This window comes from Dysgonomonas sp. 521 (assembly GCF_010501055.1).
In the GTDB taxonomy this organism is placed as follows: Bacteria; Bacteroidota; Bacteroidia; order Bacteroidales; family Dysgonomonadaceae; genus Dysgonomonas.
On the sequence record NZ_QVMO01000048.1, the window covers coordinates 1 to 15,996 of the forward strand.

13 protein-coding genes are annotated in these 15,996 nt (G+C 38.3%); 4 read left to right on the top strand and 9 right to left on the bottom strand.

Going from position 1 to position 15,996, the window contains the following annotated elements; all coding sequences use genetic code 11:
- Positions 1 to 233 precede the first annotated feature (233 nt).
- From nth to D0T84_RS13790, 4 genes are all read right to left on the bottom strand, one after another.
- The gene (nth, locus tag D0T84_RS13775) at positions 234 to 875 is read right to left on the bottom strand and encodes an endonuclease III (protein ID WP_163308442.1); all 642 of its coding nucleotides are present in this window, start codon (positions 873 to 875) and stop codon (positions 234 to 236) included.
- A gap of 79 nt (positions 876 to 954) precedes the next feature.
- The gene (locus D0T84_RS13780; protein WP_163308443.1) at positions 955 to 3,081 is read right to left on the bottom strand and encodes a peptidylprolyl isomerase; all 2,127 of its coding nucleotides are present in this window, start codon (positions 3,079 to 3,081) and stop codon (positions 955 to 957) included.
- Between the two features lie 106 nt (positions 3,082 to 3,187).
- On the bottom strand, positions 3,188 to 3,832 hold the full coding sequence (lptC, locus tag D0T84_RS13785) for an LPS export ABC transporter periplasmic protein LptC (RefSeq protein WP_255495379.1): 645 nt from the start codon (positions 3,830 to 3,832) through the stop codon (positions 3,188 to 3,190).
- Positions 3,833 to 3,887: 55 nt separating this feature from the next.
- The gene (locus tag D0T84_RS13790; RefSeq protein ID WP_163308444.1) at positions 3,888 to 5,198 is read right to left on the bottom strand and encodes a hypothetical protein; all 1,311 of its coding nucleotides are present in this window, start codon (positions 5,196 to 5,198) and stop codon (positions 3,888 to 3,890) included.
- 386 nt (positions 5,199 to 5,584) lie between these two features.
- On the opposite strand from D0T84_RS13790, the gene D0T84_RS13795 reads away from it, so the two are divergent.
- Positions 5,585 to 6,301: an exosortase/archaeosortase family protein gene (locus D0T84_RS13795; RefSeq protein ID WP_163308445.1), complete on the top strand. Its 717-nt coding sequence runs from the start codon at positions 5,585 to 5,587 to the stop codon at positions 6,299 to 6,301.
- Positions 6,302 to 6,317: 16 nt separating this feature from the next.
- Here D0T84_RS13795 and D0T84_RS13800 read toward each other — a convergent pair whose 3' ends face one another.
- The 3 genes from D0T84_RS13800 to D0T84_RS13810 all read right to left on the bottom strand — a co-directional run bounded on the left by D0T84_RS13800 (position 6,318) and on the right by D0T84_RS13810 (position 10,244).
- Positions 6,318 to 7,466, bottom strand: a complete 1,149-nt coding sequence (locus D0T84_RS13800) for a glycosyltransferase family 2 protein (RefSeq protein ID WP_163308446.1) — start codon at positions 7,464 to 7,466, stop codon at positions 6,318 to 6,320.
- A gap of 91 nt (positions 7,467 to 7,557) precedes the next feature.
- Positions 7,558 to 8,715: a diaminopimelate decarboxylase gene (gene lysA, locus D0T84_RS13805; protein ID WP_163308447.1), complete on the bottom strand. Its 1,158-nt coding sequence runs from the start codon at positions 8,713 to 8,715 to the stop codon at positions 7,558 to 7,560.
- 212 nt (positions 8,716 to 8,927) lie between these two features.
- Positions 8,928 to 10,244, bottom strand: a complete 1,317-nt coding sequence (locus D0T84_RS13810) for an aspartate kinase (RefSeq protein ID WP_163308448.1) — start codon at positions 10,242 to 10,244, stop codon at positions 8,928 to 8,930.
- A gap of 488 nt (positions 10,245 to 10,732) precedes the next feature.
- On the opposite strand from D0T84_RS13810, the gene D0T84_RS13815 reads away from it, so the two are divergent.
- Together D0T84_RS13815 and D0T84_RS13820 are read left to right on the top strand one after the other, a co-directional pair.
- Positions 10,733 to 11,242, top strand: coding sequence for a thioredoxin-like domain-containing protein (locus tag D0T84_RS13815; RefSeq protein WP_163308449.1), 510 nt, complete (start codon positions 10,733 to 10,735; stop codon positions 11,240 to 11,242).
- A gap of 95 nt (positions 11,243 to 11,337) precedes the next feature.
- Entirely contained in the window at positions 11,338 to 12,000 is a 663-nt protein-coding gene (locus D0T84_RS13820) for an EcsC family protein (RefSeq protein WP_163308450.1), read from the top strand.
- A 29-nt stretch (positions 12,001 to 12,029) separates the two neighbouring features.
- Here the strand turns inward: D0T84_RS13820 and D0T84_RS13825 are convergent, their stop codons facing one another.
- Together D0T84_RS13825 and D0T84_RS13830 are read right to left on the bottom strand one after the other, a co-directional pair.
- Positions 12,030 to 12,815: a hypothetical protein gene (locus tag D0T84_RS13825; RefSeq protein WP_163308451.1), complete on the bottom strand. Its 786-nt coding sequence runs from the start codon at positions 12,813 to 12,815 to the stop codon at positions 12,030 to 12,032.
- A 525-nt stretch (positions 12,816 to 13,340) separates the two neighbouring features.
- Complete coding sequence (locus D0T84_RS13830) at positions 13,341 to 13,763, bottom strand: hypothetical protein (protein ID WP_163308452.1); 423 nt, start codon at positions 13,761 to 13,763, stop codon at positions 13,341 to 13,343.
- A gap of 503 nt (positions 13,764 to 14,266) precedes the next feature.
- On the opposite strand from D0T84_RS13830, the gene D0T84_RS13835 reads away from it, so the two are divergent.
- Positions 14,267 to 15,913 carry a hypothetical protein gene (locus D0T84_RS13835; protein WP_163308453.1) on the top strand — a complete coding sequence of 549 codons (1,647 nt, stop codon included), beginning with the start codon at positions 14,267 to 14,269 and terminating at the stop codon, positions 15,911 to 15,913.
- The last annotated feature ends 83 nt before the right edge of the window (positions 15,914 to 15,996 follow it).

Consider the following 15,996-nt stretch of genomic DNA (forward strand, 5'->3'; position numbering starts at 1 on the left):
TACTACACTCTTTATGTTGTCATTTTATCAAAGATCGCTTGTCACTTCTATAGTTACGAAAAACAAAACCGGGTAATATTACCCCTTTTTTCTGCGCCTCGTTCTCTATCAAAGCGGGTGCAAAGATATGTATTTATTACTCAATTATCCAAATAATTTAATAAGAGTTTTTTGAGTTTTTTGTCTTTATTTTTCAAAATGCTAATCTACAACCATTTAAAAAAACAGAAAATTTACGTTTCTCTTTTTGTAAAGAATTTACAATATGGAGTAAGCCCACATTCTTCGCATTTAGGTTTACGAGCCAGGCATACATAACGCCCATGTAAAATCAACCAATGATGTGCCTTTGACAAGAACTTAGCGGGGATATATTTGATGAGTTCGCGCTCTGTCTGCTCCGGATTTTTAGAGTTATCAGTAAGCCCAATACGGTTAGAAACACGAAACACATGTGTGTCTACAGGCATAGCCGGCTTGTTGAAGGCTACTATGAGCATCACATTTGCCGTTTTCCGGCCAACCCCGGGAATTGACTCCAATTCTTCTAAAGTATCTGGTATCTCGCCATTAAAGTCGCTTACAACCTTCTTAGCCATCCCTACAAGGTTTTTCGCTTTATTGTTAGGATACGATATGCTTTTAATGTATTCGTAGACCACTTCAGGAGATGATACAGCCATTACCTCGGGCGTAGGAAATGCTTCGAACAGCGCAGGGGTAACCATGTTGACTCTTTTATCGGTGCATTGAGCAGATAGTATTACAGCAATGAGCAGATGGAAAGGGCTGTCGTAATGTAGCTCAGTGTCTACAACCGGCATATTTGTATTAAACCAATCAATAACGCTTTGGTATCGTTCTTTTTTTGTCATATCAGAATATATTATATAGAAACGCAAAATCCCCTACAGTATCGAACCATAAGGGATTTTTATATAATGAAATCAGTTTTTACCAGAATGCAACCCTATTATCCTTCACATTCATTTTTTCTTTCAGCACATGCATAGCCTGAGATGTCAGTTGGTACAGATTACTCTGACGTATCATCTGCTTGGTTTGAGTCTGGTCGAATGTATTTGTATTTTCAGTCTTACTTGTAACATTAATAGCATATACTCCGGTTTTACCCTTCATAGGTTGTTCTAATTTATTAACTTGTCCATGTTTAGCATAAACATTCAATAATGGTTCGTAGCCAACTCCTGATATATTATTCGTTTGGAACGTAACAAAATTTACTGTATCAACACGACCGGATATAGCCTGAGCGTATGCATCCAACGAACTAAGATTCTTAGCTTTCAGGTCAGCAATAATTATCTCTGCCTTCTTATTGTTAATAAGTTCTGCTTTCAGCATTGATGATACTTCCGAAACCGGCATATAATCGCCCTTTATTTCATTTTTAATGATAGCCACAATCCTTTTGTTGGTCAGGTTGTCAAATTTCTTTACAGAGCCTACCTTGTTATTAAATGCCCAGGAAATAACCTGACGAGAGCCGCTTACTTGCGCTAACAGCATATCAGAAGGGTTGATAGTTACATTAGATACTATATTATAGCCTTTTGTTAAAGCTGTATTATCAAAGTTCTCGGCATTGCCGTTCTCTGCAACAAACTGATTTAATTCATTGTCAATCGCATTCTGTGTTTTATCACTGATAATGACAGGCATCTGAATCAGAGCTATTTTAACTTTAGCCACCGGATTCGTTTTATCTTCAACACGGATCAATTGTGATTGACCATTTACAGTTATATTTAAAACTTCGCCTTTAGCTGCATTGAAACATTTTTTCACAATATCGGCACCTGCTCCGGCCAATGCCATTTCGGTAACCCATCCGATGCTACCACCATTCGAACCGGGTACTATTTCATTAGCAAGTGTAGCAAAATCTTTTCCTCCTTTGATCACATTAAGAAGACTATCTGAAATGTGAGCTGTAGTAGCTTGATCCAGCCCCTGTGGTAATGGAATAATCTGAAGTTTAACAGAATCGGCAGCCGTTGTCCTATCCACTAACTTATACATTATATATGACTGTTCGCTACGTTCAGGACCATTAACCTGTCCAATTGTCGCTGACTGAGCAAACGTTTTTATATCAACAGGTAAGCTATTGACAGAAATGAAAGCATCTACATATTGATTGTTGGAATATTCATTAACGAGTAAGCCCGGATTATCTGTTGTTACGAACTTCTCATGAACGTCATTTATTTCTTTTTCTACTGTTGCATAATCTTCATCGCTAGGAACAACATCTTTTACAAAATAAGATATTTTGCGAAGTTCTGAGTCCAGTTTGTAATTATGCTTACGCAGATCATACAAAGCTTTGATATCTTTGTCTGTTACGTTTTTTGCGGCGACAGAGTCCGGGATAGTTGAATATCTCTGAACGACATAAGATATATTAGCCTGAGCCTTGGAATCATCAAACATTGTCTTGGCTTCCGTCACAGAGGGAATCATCGAACCGGCTGCCAACGAGGAATATTTTTCTTCAAGACGTTGGTATTTAATCATATTCTGTATGAATGCCCATATCTCGCGTCTTGCCTGAATTTCGGCTCTCTGATTATCGGACAGCCCCGAATCATCCTGAGTTATAGATTGTATAAACTGGTTCAGGTAAATACGATCGAATTGTCCTGTCTGAGGATTGGCAAATAAAGGAATCTGATATAATACGGGAGAGATATTTTGTCCGGTAACCATATCATTTAACTCTTCTGTAGTAACAGTTAAGCCTAATTTATCCGTTTGTTTATCAAGTATGATCTCATTTACCATTTGTTGATATACCATTTCACGGATCTGGGCTGATGTGTTTTCATCCAGCGAATTTTGTCCGGACATTACTTTTTGGAAATGCTCCCATTGGGCTATTCTATCTGCATATTGTTTTGTTGTAACAACCTCTCCATCCACAGTAAACGCCTTGTCTTTGCTCTTATTAACAAAGGCAGTAATTTCACTCCAAGGAAGAACAAACGCCAGTAGTCCAGCCGCAATAATCCCGATCAATAATCCCGATTTGCTTCTAATTTTCTGTAAAGCAGCCATTTAGTAAATTATTATTTTATATTATTCAGTTATTTTACTTACAAATTGTAACTTTTAGCGCACGAAGATAATAAATTGGGATTGAATTTCATTCATAATTGAATAACTATTCTTTTTTTTCTTCTCCCTTATCCTCACTATCTGCATTATTTTCTTCATCTTCGTTGACATACAATATTGTTTTTCCGAAAGCGGTATTACCAACATTAAGGAATTTATATTCGGTCATCTGCTGATTTGCTTCGAATCCCCCTGCCCCTCGCAATGTCATTTTATCTGGCCTTACCACTTCTACATATTCTTTCGAATAAACTTTTTGCTGGCGTTCATCCCAAAACAATTCATTACTGGAAAATGTTTCTCCGACCTTGTTGTGTATAAATACATGGCCACGAAGTTTCCATAGTTTTTTATTTGTATAATTCCATGCAGTATCGGCTTTCACAGTAGCTATAACATTGAAAGTTGTATCCAGCTGCTCGAAATAAAACCCATCAGGGAATAACCAATGCGGGTCTTTGGCCCTGTCGAAAATCAGCCAGGTCTGGCTTATCATTTTATAGCGGATTATCCCCGAATCGGAAACAAGCATTGTAACGCTATCCGTATTCAAAGACGGCACCTTTTCCGGATCATAATCTAAATCGATCGCATTCTTAGATTCTTCTTTACAGGAAACAAAAAAAAGCATTACAACAGACATTAAGGCTGTCATAATGGTTATGTATCTCTTTCCTTTTAATTGTAGCATTCTAAAAACAAGCAGCCCCAATATATATTGAGGCTAAATATAAGGTTATATATTATTATTCTATTTTCTTTCGGAAGAACCAGAATTCATTGATATTCACGTTTAATGATACGCCAAAATATTGCTCGTCAATCATTGTCTTCACTTCCGGTTTGATCTTCTTATATTCGAAGTTCAGATTGATATATGATACCCTTCCTCCTAAATTATCGCGGATAGGGAATCCAAAACCGAGCGTCGCCCCATATTCTTTATATCCTTCGGTTTTTCCGGTAGAGGCATCTGTCGCATTCAGATAAGAATTGCTATAATTGAGCCCTCCCCTGAATTTAATTTTCTTGAAGAAGCTTCTGTCGTAAGGGTCTATCATATATTCTGCTCCTACATTGTATCTCCATCTGTTGTTGAACCGGTTATCGTTTGTCAGTCCATCGCCCATATATGATGGGTATTTGACACCATCCCATTTTTGATATGTTATATCTGCTCCAACAACCAAGCGTTCGTTACGTTTCCAGGTAAAACCCGCGCCATAAGATTCTGGTAGTCCCGCATCGATACCATTATGGTTTATAGTATCTCCTGTGGCCAATGTCCCAGCCCCGGTAAATTCATAGTGCATATTCTGGTAGTCGGCTTTAGAGCTAATCTTTGGAGAATAAACGGCCCCGATAGTCAATATATCCTTTTTAGATACAGCGAACTCGTACTGAACACCAATATCAAATTTGGCGGCTTTTACGGATAGTTCTGTATAATCGGCGGATGTATAACTGTTATTAGATGAAGAACCTACTGAAGGAAGACTTCTTGTATGGTCTATAGAACCAAAGAGAAAGGATGCATTAGCTCCGATAGAAAAGCCCTTTAACGGCGTTTGCCATCCAAGGCCTCCGTATACCTGACTCAATCCTCCTGAACCTGAAAATGATTTTGTATATGATACGGAATTAGTCGTTTCGGTAGTACCGAATTTATACCCTACTGAAGAAAATGGTATGACACCAAAACTAAGCCCCAATCCTCTTTTTAATGGAACAAGCATCGTAATATAATCCAAGCCGCCACCATAACGAGTCTCTGAGCTTGTACCATCACTCAACTTGCTATAATTAGCATTTACCCCTATATCAAACAGAAAAGTCAGTGAATCTACCCGAGAGTAAGAAGCCGGATTCAAAGGGTTTGCACTCTGGCTATTACGTAAGCCATATCCAATACCACCCATTGCTTTCGAAGGTCCAACAGCCTGATCTTTTAATACTCCGTAACCATATCTGCTATATGGAGAGTTTGTCTGCGCTCCCAAAGAGCATGCAATAACAGCCGCAATGGCCAACAAAAGAAGTTTCTTTCTCTTCAACATTATAATATTAAAGCTTTTTATCTTAAATCTATTAGTGTTAAATCTGTATTCCAATTATTAAACCTTCTGGTTTCGCCTACATTTTCTTTTCATCATTCTATAACAGAAAAAACAATAATTTATTATCTGAATCTATAATAAAATATGAGGAACACCCTCCGGATAAATGAATATCAAACCGTATAATGAATGGCGGAATTCCGATTGTAACAACTATCTAAAGATTGTTTCTTTGCGCAAAATCCCCTTAAATACGGACGAAATTTGTGCAAAGTAAATTAAAAAAACTTAGTTAAGCGAGTTTTTATATAAAATGTCATATTTTTTTTGCCTTAAAAAGGTTAATTATCCTTATTTTAATAACTTTGTAACCGATTCGCTAAATCATGGACATACTAAATAAAGACTACATAAAGAATAATAGCTATTACAAAAAGATAAATCCATTCAGGGATATTATCTGGTTTCTATGTCTGTTCCTTATATTTGAATTTATATGGAAGCTCTTTGTACATGTGGGCGAAGATGACAAAATACTGTTGGTTCTTGGCAACGACCTTACAAAATATACAGAGATACCATGCCTGTGGACCGCAGAAACTATATACTGGTTTATTCACGATGTTTGCGGTAATCATAATTTCTTTATAAACGGGACTATCCTGCAATTCAGGGGTTCTATCCCAATAGACATCGTGTGGGGCTGTACAGGTGTAAAACAGGTATTTATGTTTACCTTTATACTTATATTCTATTTCGGGCCGCCTAAAAAGAAACTCTGGTATATACCAATGTCCCTGATTATTTTAATGATCGTAAACATACTCAGGCTGGTCGCTATCTTCTACATGATAAAAGACCCGTTTCCCGAATGGTTTATATCTGCGAATGAGTGGTACAATGGCCGTGTATGGACAAACACATGGGAAAACTACATTCAATTCTATAAAGACTGGTTCAATATATTCCATCGCGATATATTCACATGGATATATTACGATGCCGTTATCTTTATCTTATGGCTTATATGGGAAGAAAAGATCAATAAACCCTATGTCAGGCTGAAAGATAAGCTGAAAGTATCCGGTGATACAACTAATTAAACAGTTTCTTAGGCTCTTATTTAAAACGCATTCCTTTGAAACGCAAGTTGTACAACGGCTGAATTAAATCCATCAATAAAAGGGAAAAATAGAATTTTCCTGAAAAGAAATACTTAGCCGGCCTATTCAGCGCTATTAGTTGGACGATCAGCCTTAAAAGGAATATAAAGACACTTAATACCGCCATTGCCCAGTGCTGCATCATAACGCTATATGCGACCAATGCAACGAACAGTAAATAAAAAAGACCTCTAGTGCATATCTCGAACCTAAATAAGAACGATATGGTTTTGTCAAGATAGCCCCTGATAGAAAAATAAGATTGCTTAATCTGCCTCCATAAAGAGAAATCCTGTACATCCGCCTCCATAAAACTATCTTGCGAAAGTGCCACTGTTGTGTTCGTTTCAGACATAATACGGCTGATAAAAACGAGTTCTCCGTGTTCTACATTCAAGAGGGATGCAAATCCTTTATGTTCAAAGAACAGCGATCTACGAAAAAGCAGATTCCTGAAATTCCCTGTATATGGTTTGCCATTCAGGGTTGTAGAAAAGCGTTGCATATTAAACAGATAGTTGTCGAAGCGCGCAACCCGGTTAAAGAATTTACCACACTCCTTGTAGAAAGAGTATCCTAAAACAACATCCTTATCATCAGACAGTTCATTTACCATAGAGGAAATCCAGTGCTTGGAAACCGGCTTACAATATGGCTCAGTAAAGAGCAGGATATCGCCTTTGGCCGCCTTTATACCGATAGTCAAGGCAAGCTTGCGCCTATCCATCTTTTTGTCGTTCGAATAGGGTAAGTAAGTGTGATACAAATTAGGATAACGTAACTCCAAAGAACGCAGCAAGACATCGCTCTCATCTGTTGAGCCGTTATTGACCACAATTACCTCATAGTTAAAGAAATCCTGCTCCATAACGGCGGGTAAATTTTCAGACAGGCTATCGACTTCATTTTCAGAAACAATAATAACCGATACTTTAAGCATAGCAGGGGAAGGCTGAGAATCGCTCTCTACTTTTTTTGCCTGTTTATAAGGTTTCCTGTAATACCATAAGTAATAGAACAACTGAATGACTAAAAGGATAAAAAGAACGGATAAAGCAACGATTTCAGTTGTATCAAATTTAAAATATGATAATAATTCGGTCATTATTATATGCTGTGTAATAAAGGTATATTATAAAAACACAAGAGCCATATAGTAAAACATACGACTCTTGCCAAATTCAGATAGTGTATGATTATATTTTGTCTGAAAAATAAGGTTTAGGCAAGTCTCTGCAATTGTACTGAGACGCCATTATTTCCCCGTAAGCACCGGCAGAACGCAGTACCAGTATATCCCCTCTTTTTGTTTCATTAAGTTCGTAATCCTTAACAAACACATCAGAAGATTCACAGATAGGCCCTACGATATCATATTTCTGCACAGGTAAATCCGATGATATATTTTCCACTTTATGATATGCCTGGTAAAGCGCCGGACGTATCAGGTCTGTCATCCCGGCATCAACTATTACGAACGTTTTGCTTTCGCCGTGCTTCACATAAGAAACTTTGGTTACCAATACTCCGCACTGGGCAACGATAGAACGTCCCAACTCGAAATGTACAGTTTGCCCTTCTCTCTGTTTCAGGCCTTTGTTAAACAAATCAAAATATCCTTGAAAATCAGGCATCGGATGGGCGTCAGGATCATCATAATCGACACCTAATCCGCCTCCCAGATTAATATTTTCCAGCTTTATACCTTTACCTTCAAAGTAATCCTGAAGTTCGTTTACCTTCTCGCACAATGGTGAGAATGTATGTATATCTTCTATTTGCGAGCCAATATGGAAATGAATACCTATCAGCTTTATGTTTTTCAGTGATTTCAATACTTCTGTCACATTATCCAGATGAGCCATACTGAACCCGAACTTATTTTCATTCAGCCCTGTAGTTATATATTCATGCGTATGTGCATCAACATTAGGGTTTATACGAAGTGCCACTTGTGCGGTTTTCCCCTTTTTAGCGGCTAATTCGTTTATTACTATCAACTCGGGCATTGACTCAACGTTGAAACAAAAAATATTCAAATCCAGCGCCAGATTAATCTCCTTGTCAGTTTTCCCTACACCAGCAAAAACTATTTTAGAAGCTGGGAATCCGGCTGTTATCGCAGCTTTCACTTCATTTCCGCTTACACAGTCGGCACCAAAGCCCTCGGAGGCTATTAGTTCCAGAATACGACGGTTTGCATTTGCTTTTACAGCATAATGCTGAATATATCCATATTTTTTTGTTCCTTCTTTTACGATTTTTAATGTCTTTTTCAGTAAATCCGTATCGTAATAGTAAAAAGGCGTTTCAATACCTTTCAATTTTTCAACAGGAAAATTTCCTTTTGTCATCTTCGAAATTAGAAATATTAATTAAACAATTCATTAGAGCCTGTTTAAATTTTATAGTAAACTTTTTCATTGCTATTTTTAGATGGATTTTTTTATTTTTTACTTGCAGATTTAGCGGGCTAAATCAAAAAGAAAAAAGGAAAAAATACGGTAAAAAGAGCATTAAAAAGTTGCTAAGAATAAACAGTCAGAGCCTATAATAGATATTTTCGCTAAAATTTAAACAGGCTCTTATTCAATATTTGCAGTGTCCTTACTTTATCATCCTTATGTATCAGGAAAGAGAAATTATATTTACTGCCTCCATATGAAAGCATCCTCACAGGTATCTCTTTCATCGCTCCCATTATATCCACAGATATACCGGAATCAGCCGATTCAAGATCCCCTATAACCGAAACGATTACCATATCGGGAGTAACTGAGACCGTACCGTATTTTTTCAGGTCGTCTACTATAGCCTGTAGGTTCTTGTCGTTATCGATAGTCAGTGAAACACCTACTTCCGATGTAGCCAGCATGTCTATGGATGTCTGATAATTTTCAAAAACTTCTGTCACCTTACGTAAAAAGCCATGAGCCAGCAGCATCTTGCCCGATTTAATCTTTATGGCTGTAATATTATCCCTTGCCCCAACAGCTTTTATTGTGTTTTCCTCTGTCTTGTTGGATATAAGGGTACCTGCCGCTTCCGGGTGCTCTGTATTCTTTAACCGTACAGGTATATCAGCCAGCTTAGCCGGAAGGATACTCGACGGATGAAGTATTTTAGTACCGAAATACGCTAATTCGGCTGCTTCGTCAAAATTTAACTGACGGATAGGCATCGTACCTTCTACATAACGAGAGTCGTTGTTCTGCATTGTATCCACGTCTGCCCAAATCTGTATTTCTTCAGCGTTTACAGCTACCCCGATCAGCGAAGCACTGAAGTCGCTACCTCCTTTGCGAAGGTCGTCTATCTCTCCATAAGCATTCCGGCAAATATAGCCCTGCGTAATATATAGATCCGCTCCTTTCGGCTCTTCCAGCAGGGCAGATAATTTATCCTTTATATAAACAGGGTCAGGTGCGGAATTCTTATCGGTACGCATAAACTCAAGCGCGGGTATCAGCACCGCGTTGACTTTCTTATCCTGCATATACAGATGGAACAGCTCGGAACTGATAAGTTCTCCCTGTGCCAGCACAACACGTTCTTCGAAAAGGGTGAACAGGTCTTTTGTAAAAGTCCTGATATAATCAAACTTACTTATTACAAGTTCTTTTGCTACAGACTTTATATCCGCAGACTCGAAAAGCGACCCCACTAATTCAATATACTGTTTTTCCAGCTTATTGATAATCTCTATAGCTCCTTCCTGATTCTTCTTGTAAAGGTAATCCGATATTTCGGACAGTGCTTCCGCTGTGCCACGCATCGATGACAAAACAACAATGTTGCCTTGCTCTTTTGTAACTATTTCAGCCACTCTCTTTAGCTTATCTACTGTAGCTATAGACGCACTTCCAAATTTTTGAACTTTCATATTCGCCACTTTTTATAAGAGTCTGTTTAAATTTTATAGCAACTATTGACCTGAACCTGTAATAAAAATTTTCGCTAAAATTTAAACAGGCTCTAAGTAAACATTCGCTGTAACCAAGATGCAAAAGTACAAAAATTTTTGACCGGTCATTTCAGTTTAATGTATATATTTAAAGCCTACTTGCATTTTTAGCTAAAACCCCTGTATTCTTCATATTTATGACAAAAGGCCGTTTTAACATTATTTAAAAACTTAACAAATTTTGGTTACACAAAATTCTAACACACAGCTTTTTAATATTTTTAAATAATAGATTTTAGTGAATAAATTTCTGTATTTAACAAAAAGGTAATACCTTTGGCGTCGAAATTCAAGATAAGTACTCTAAGCGTAGAGCTATTTATTTTGTATCCCAAAAATTGGGAGAGTCATATTCTTTTCTGTGAGGCATTGGAGTAAGGCTTTAGTGGTAACCAAATAATTATTTTATGAAGTATGCGAAGTATTTCTTGATTGTAGGTATCGCTTTAATAAGCTTATCATCGAATACAACAAGAACTTCTGGGCTTTCTTCGGAAGGTATTTATCCGGGAAACCTGTTTCCTGATATAAAAAATCTGGAAAACGTGTCAGGAACAAAAATGGATCTGTCTGATCTAAAAGGTCAAAAAGTATTGGTAAACTTCTGGGCTGCTTACGACGCCCCTTCACACAAGGACAATGTTCTTTTTGCGAATGTAATTGAAAGCAAAAGATATCCTGTGAAAATGGTGTCGGTATCCTTTGACAAAAACGAATCGGTCTTCGAAAAGACTCTGGCTATGGACCGTGTAGATACTCAGTATCAATTCATAGCAAAGAGCGATGTTTATTCAGACCTGTATAATCGTTACCAATTGCGACAGGGTTTTAAGAATTACTTAATCGATGAAGACGGAGTAATTGTGGCAATGAACCTTTCGCCAAATGACTTAGATCGGTTATTGAACAAGAATTAAACAATTTTACTTATTATTAAGGCGTTTCATTTTTAATAAATGGAACGCTTTATTCTTTTTTATTTCTATCTTGCATAGTCAAATTATACATACACATGACAAAACGACAGAACACACAAGTAAATAAAGGTATAATAGCCAAAACCCTCGATTGGGCCTATTCTAAAGCCGTAAGCGGATTCACAGGCGTGGATTCGGCATACGACCTCGGCAACAGTTACCTTGTACAGGGAGGAACTCTGGAAGAACAGGTAGACTCCCTTATCAAATGGCAGGTGGCAAAAGCCGCTACCAGCGGTTTCGTTACCGGGCTGGGCGGTGTAATGACAATGCCCCTGACCGTTCCGGCCAACATAGCGAGCGTGATATACGTGCAAATACGCATGATAGCCGCCATAGCCTATATGGGTGGGCATGATATCCGCGAAGACAGGGTAAAATCCCTTGTTTACATCTGTATGGTAGGTAATGGTGCCAAAGAACTCTTGAAGGACGTGAGCGTAAAAGCCGGGGAAAAGCTTTTGACCAAAGTTATAGAAAAAGTAAGCGCCAACCTTGCAGGTCAGGCCGGCAGCAAAGGAATCACATCCTTAGGCAAAGCGCTCCCTCTATTGGGAGGTGTTGTCGGTGGCTCTTACGATGGCGTTACAACCAGGGTGGTAGGAAAGGTAGCTAAAAAAATATTCATCGATACGCCTAAAAACAGAACATCGGATGAACAGGAAAATACGATTGATATCGACTCCTATCAGAAATAGGCCAGCCTTTTGTACCTGTTCATTACCGTTCAGAACGTATATTCTGTCGATTGCAAGAACCTAACGCCCTGTCTACCGGCTTTCTCAAATATAGCCTCAGCCCTTCTATTGTCCTGATTGATCCACGACATGCAATCGGTCATCACCACTATCTTCCTTGCAAGTTCACTGCATTCATCCAGTATATCATCCAATGAGTTGGCTACGCAGTAATCGGCAGCCTCCCCCATCAGGAGTACTTCATCAAAGTTATTTAATATGGAGAGTAACTTTGTATTCAGATAAGTTTCGGGTTCACTCTCCCACTCTACCGCCGCCCTGAAAATACTGTAATGTTCTGTCGATTGGGAATAGCCCTTATAGAACAGTTCGTAAGCACGGCCGTTATCTATAGCCCATTCGGTCAGGCAATCCGTTAAGGTCTTGTTTATCGCCCATCCGTCCGTTCCCAGAATACAATGCATCGGCCATATTGTACAAACCTCATCTTTAGCTTCAAGTTGTTCTAGGTAAGTGAGAGCCATATCGGCATTGTATTGGGCTATCCATACTCCTTTCCTCACATCTGAGGCGCTGATAGTGGAAAACAGAGCCGGACGATTTCCGCTTTCCCCCTTCCAGTAACACTGATGGGCAACGTGTATAGGTTGATGAGAATCCAGTGTAAGCGCGATATAAGAGATTTTTTCCTGATTATTCAATACGAAATCAGCCATGCGTTTCACATCAGCATCCGCCCCTTTCACAAATAAAGCTCCTGTAGGCAGCGTAAAATCGTTTTGGATATCAATACCCAGAATAGCTACTTTTTTCATAGACTTTGCTTTTGTTGAATAGTACAAATGTACGACAAAAAGTGACAAAAGTGACTAATATTATATAGTTTTCAATCGTTACTTTCATCATAGATTCCATCTTCCTTATATAGAGGTAACCCTTGTGGTTACCCAATCTGTAGAGCAGGGACAAACCACTGCCCCTACATAAGGAAAACGACATTCGCTGATGCAGGTTAACGTAATTCGGTGAAAAATCATTGCAAATTTCCGCCTCATTATTGCAAATTTCCGCCTTTTTGAAATCTATTGTCATTGTGGGCCAGAGCCCGCCCCTGCAGACCTTCGATAGAGGTTCAACAATTTTATGGTTTGCACTGATTACTTACTAGATAAATTTGTAGGAAAATGATAATAACTGAGGCGATTATGTAGAGGCAGCAGTTTGTCCCCGCCTTAGCAACTGTTAGGAAAACAAACAGGTAATGTGCCTCTAAATATCTTAGAAGCACATTCCCCAAAGTAAAGTGTAGTTAATTAGCCGTAGAGTTTGTGTATAATCATTTATACGTAAAATAAAATGCTGCAGATAATAGACCATAGCCCCATGATGATTCCGAACAGGCCTAATTTGCCCTGCATTGGTTGCAGTTTTGCCAACATCTGGGCGCCCTTTTCCTTAGCTGTTTCATTTTTGCTTAACACATATTTAACGATCAGGCCGTAACCCAGAAGGAACCCGAGTAAAGCCTCCGCCACAGAACAAAGCAACCATGTAATCCACCAGATAGGATGCGATGTAAGGATACCTATATTGAGTATACATGAAATAATACCCCAGATACCCCAAAAGCAGAATACAATACCTATCCAACCCTGATAAGGAACCAGTTTATCCAGCAATTCCTTCGCGTTAGGTTTCTTACTTAATAATAGTGACGGCGATGCCAAAAGGCCCAAAATGATAAGTGTAATACCGTAAATCATAGTCTTTAAAATTTAGTTTTTAATTAATGTAATTTGTAAAAAATCTATCATCATTTATTTATGGAAAATGTGTTTATTCATACCGGATTCTGAGATTCAAAATTAGTTTCTAAATGTTAAAACAACAAGAAAAACCACTTTCTAATTTAAGACAGGGCTTACCGCTAACCAACACAAAAACAGAAATATAAGACTAGGGCAATTACACAAATTAGGACAAGGAGGCTTTTGCCCTAAATAAAATACCCCGATTGGTACCTGACAGGCTTTTTTCATTCGGATAGATTTTGCATATTTGTACTCGTTTTCGACTAATGAGATCACAAGCATATCACTGTTATTATATAAAACGACAACAGCTAATTACCATTAAATATTACATAAAACCCTTTCGGATGTTTTTACTTAGGTGCGGAAACAGGCATGGATCGATAAAATTCGCCGAGCCGGTTAAAAATTTGCCATGCGGGTTTCCATGCATCCTTTAAAAACAAAATTATAGAATGAAAATACAGACCATACTACTTCTTTTTTTACTATGCCTCGCATCTTGCAGTAAGAATAACCATGTAGAACTCGAACATGCTGAAAAGCTAATGCCATTAGCTTACGACTCGTCCCTCATGATTCTGGAAAACCTGAAAGACGATTATGAAGACATGAGCGATGCCGACAAAGCATTATTTGCAATGCTCTACATACAGGCTCGCGACAAAAAAGCGGAAGTAATAGAATGCGACGACAGATTAGAATTCTCGATTAACTATTATACACAAACAAATCAAAAAAACAGGCTGGCACATTGCTACTTGTATAAGGCACGTGCTTTTGTTCAAATACGCGATTATGAATCGACCTCACGGAACCTGCTGAACGCACTCGAACTGGCAAAAGACGGGAAAGACCCGAGCCTGCTGGGCAAGATATATTTCGATTTAGGACGTATATCGGGTTTTCAGGATCACTTCGATGACGCGCTCGACTATTACCGCAAATCCGTCGCCTGTTTTGAACAAACAGGAGAAGTGAAGAATACGGCAGGCATCTATACCGTTATGGGAAATATCCACCAATACTACGAGCGGTCAGACAGCGCGATATATTACAATAAACTGGCATTATCTTTGACTACCGACTCCATAATACAGGGAGATGTATTAAACAATCTGGGATATATATATTATAATATGAATATGTCCGATTCTTCCGTCTACTACTTAAAGCAGAGCCTCCACTACCCTTTTTTCGACACCAACATGTCTATGAGACTGTATAATCTGGCACGGACATACTATATAATGGAAGAAACCGACTCTGCCGAATATTATATGCATAAGGCAAGCGAGGAAGATATGGATATATACTATAAGGAAGAAATATACAGGCTGGCGATAGGCATTGCCATACAAAAAGGGGAAAATGAACTTATCCCCCATTATATGAACGAATTGGCACACATCGAAGATTCTATAGCCATTCTGAGCAGGCAAACCGATATAAAAACAGTTGAAAAAATACAGGTGGTAAATAACCATTCGGAAAAAGTTAAAAGCCAGCGGAGAATATTACTCGCGGCAGCTATCGTATTATTTCTGATAGGTTTATCCGTATCTTACCTGCTATATAAACGGTTTAAATTGAAAAAAAATGCCGCCGAACAATACAAAGCCGAACTGGAGGAGAAACATGAACGACTGGAAGAAACCAGTGAATTACTGGAAAAGAAACAGGAACAGATAAAAAAGACTGTGGAAATACAGATACTGGAGATAAACCAGCAACTGGAAAAGGTATCGGACAAATATGCCGGCGCGCGTAAAAAGGCAACACTGACACAACGTGAGCTTATAAAGAAAGAAATATTCGAAGAGGTACTGAAATTCAGTAATGAGAGAGTCTTTATTGAAAAAATGAATAAGACGCTCAATCTTCTGCCCGAAAAACTGCAATATGAATTCCCTGACATTAATTATAAAGAGATCCTGTGGTGCTGCTTATTCCTGCTCAAAATACCTACCCCCGATATATCGCTGATACTAGGATATACACAAAGCAGCCTGTACAAATTTAAACAACGGCTTGGGTATAAGCTGGGATATACAAGTATGAAGGATTTTGAACAAATGCTGTATGATAAACTGAGTTCTTAAATGCAGATGCAAAATTTGTACAGGTATAGGAATATACTATCCCCAAAAGCCTTATTATTTTTTTTGAAACCCTATTATTCCTT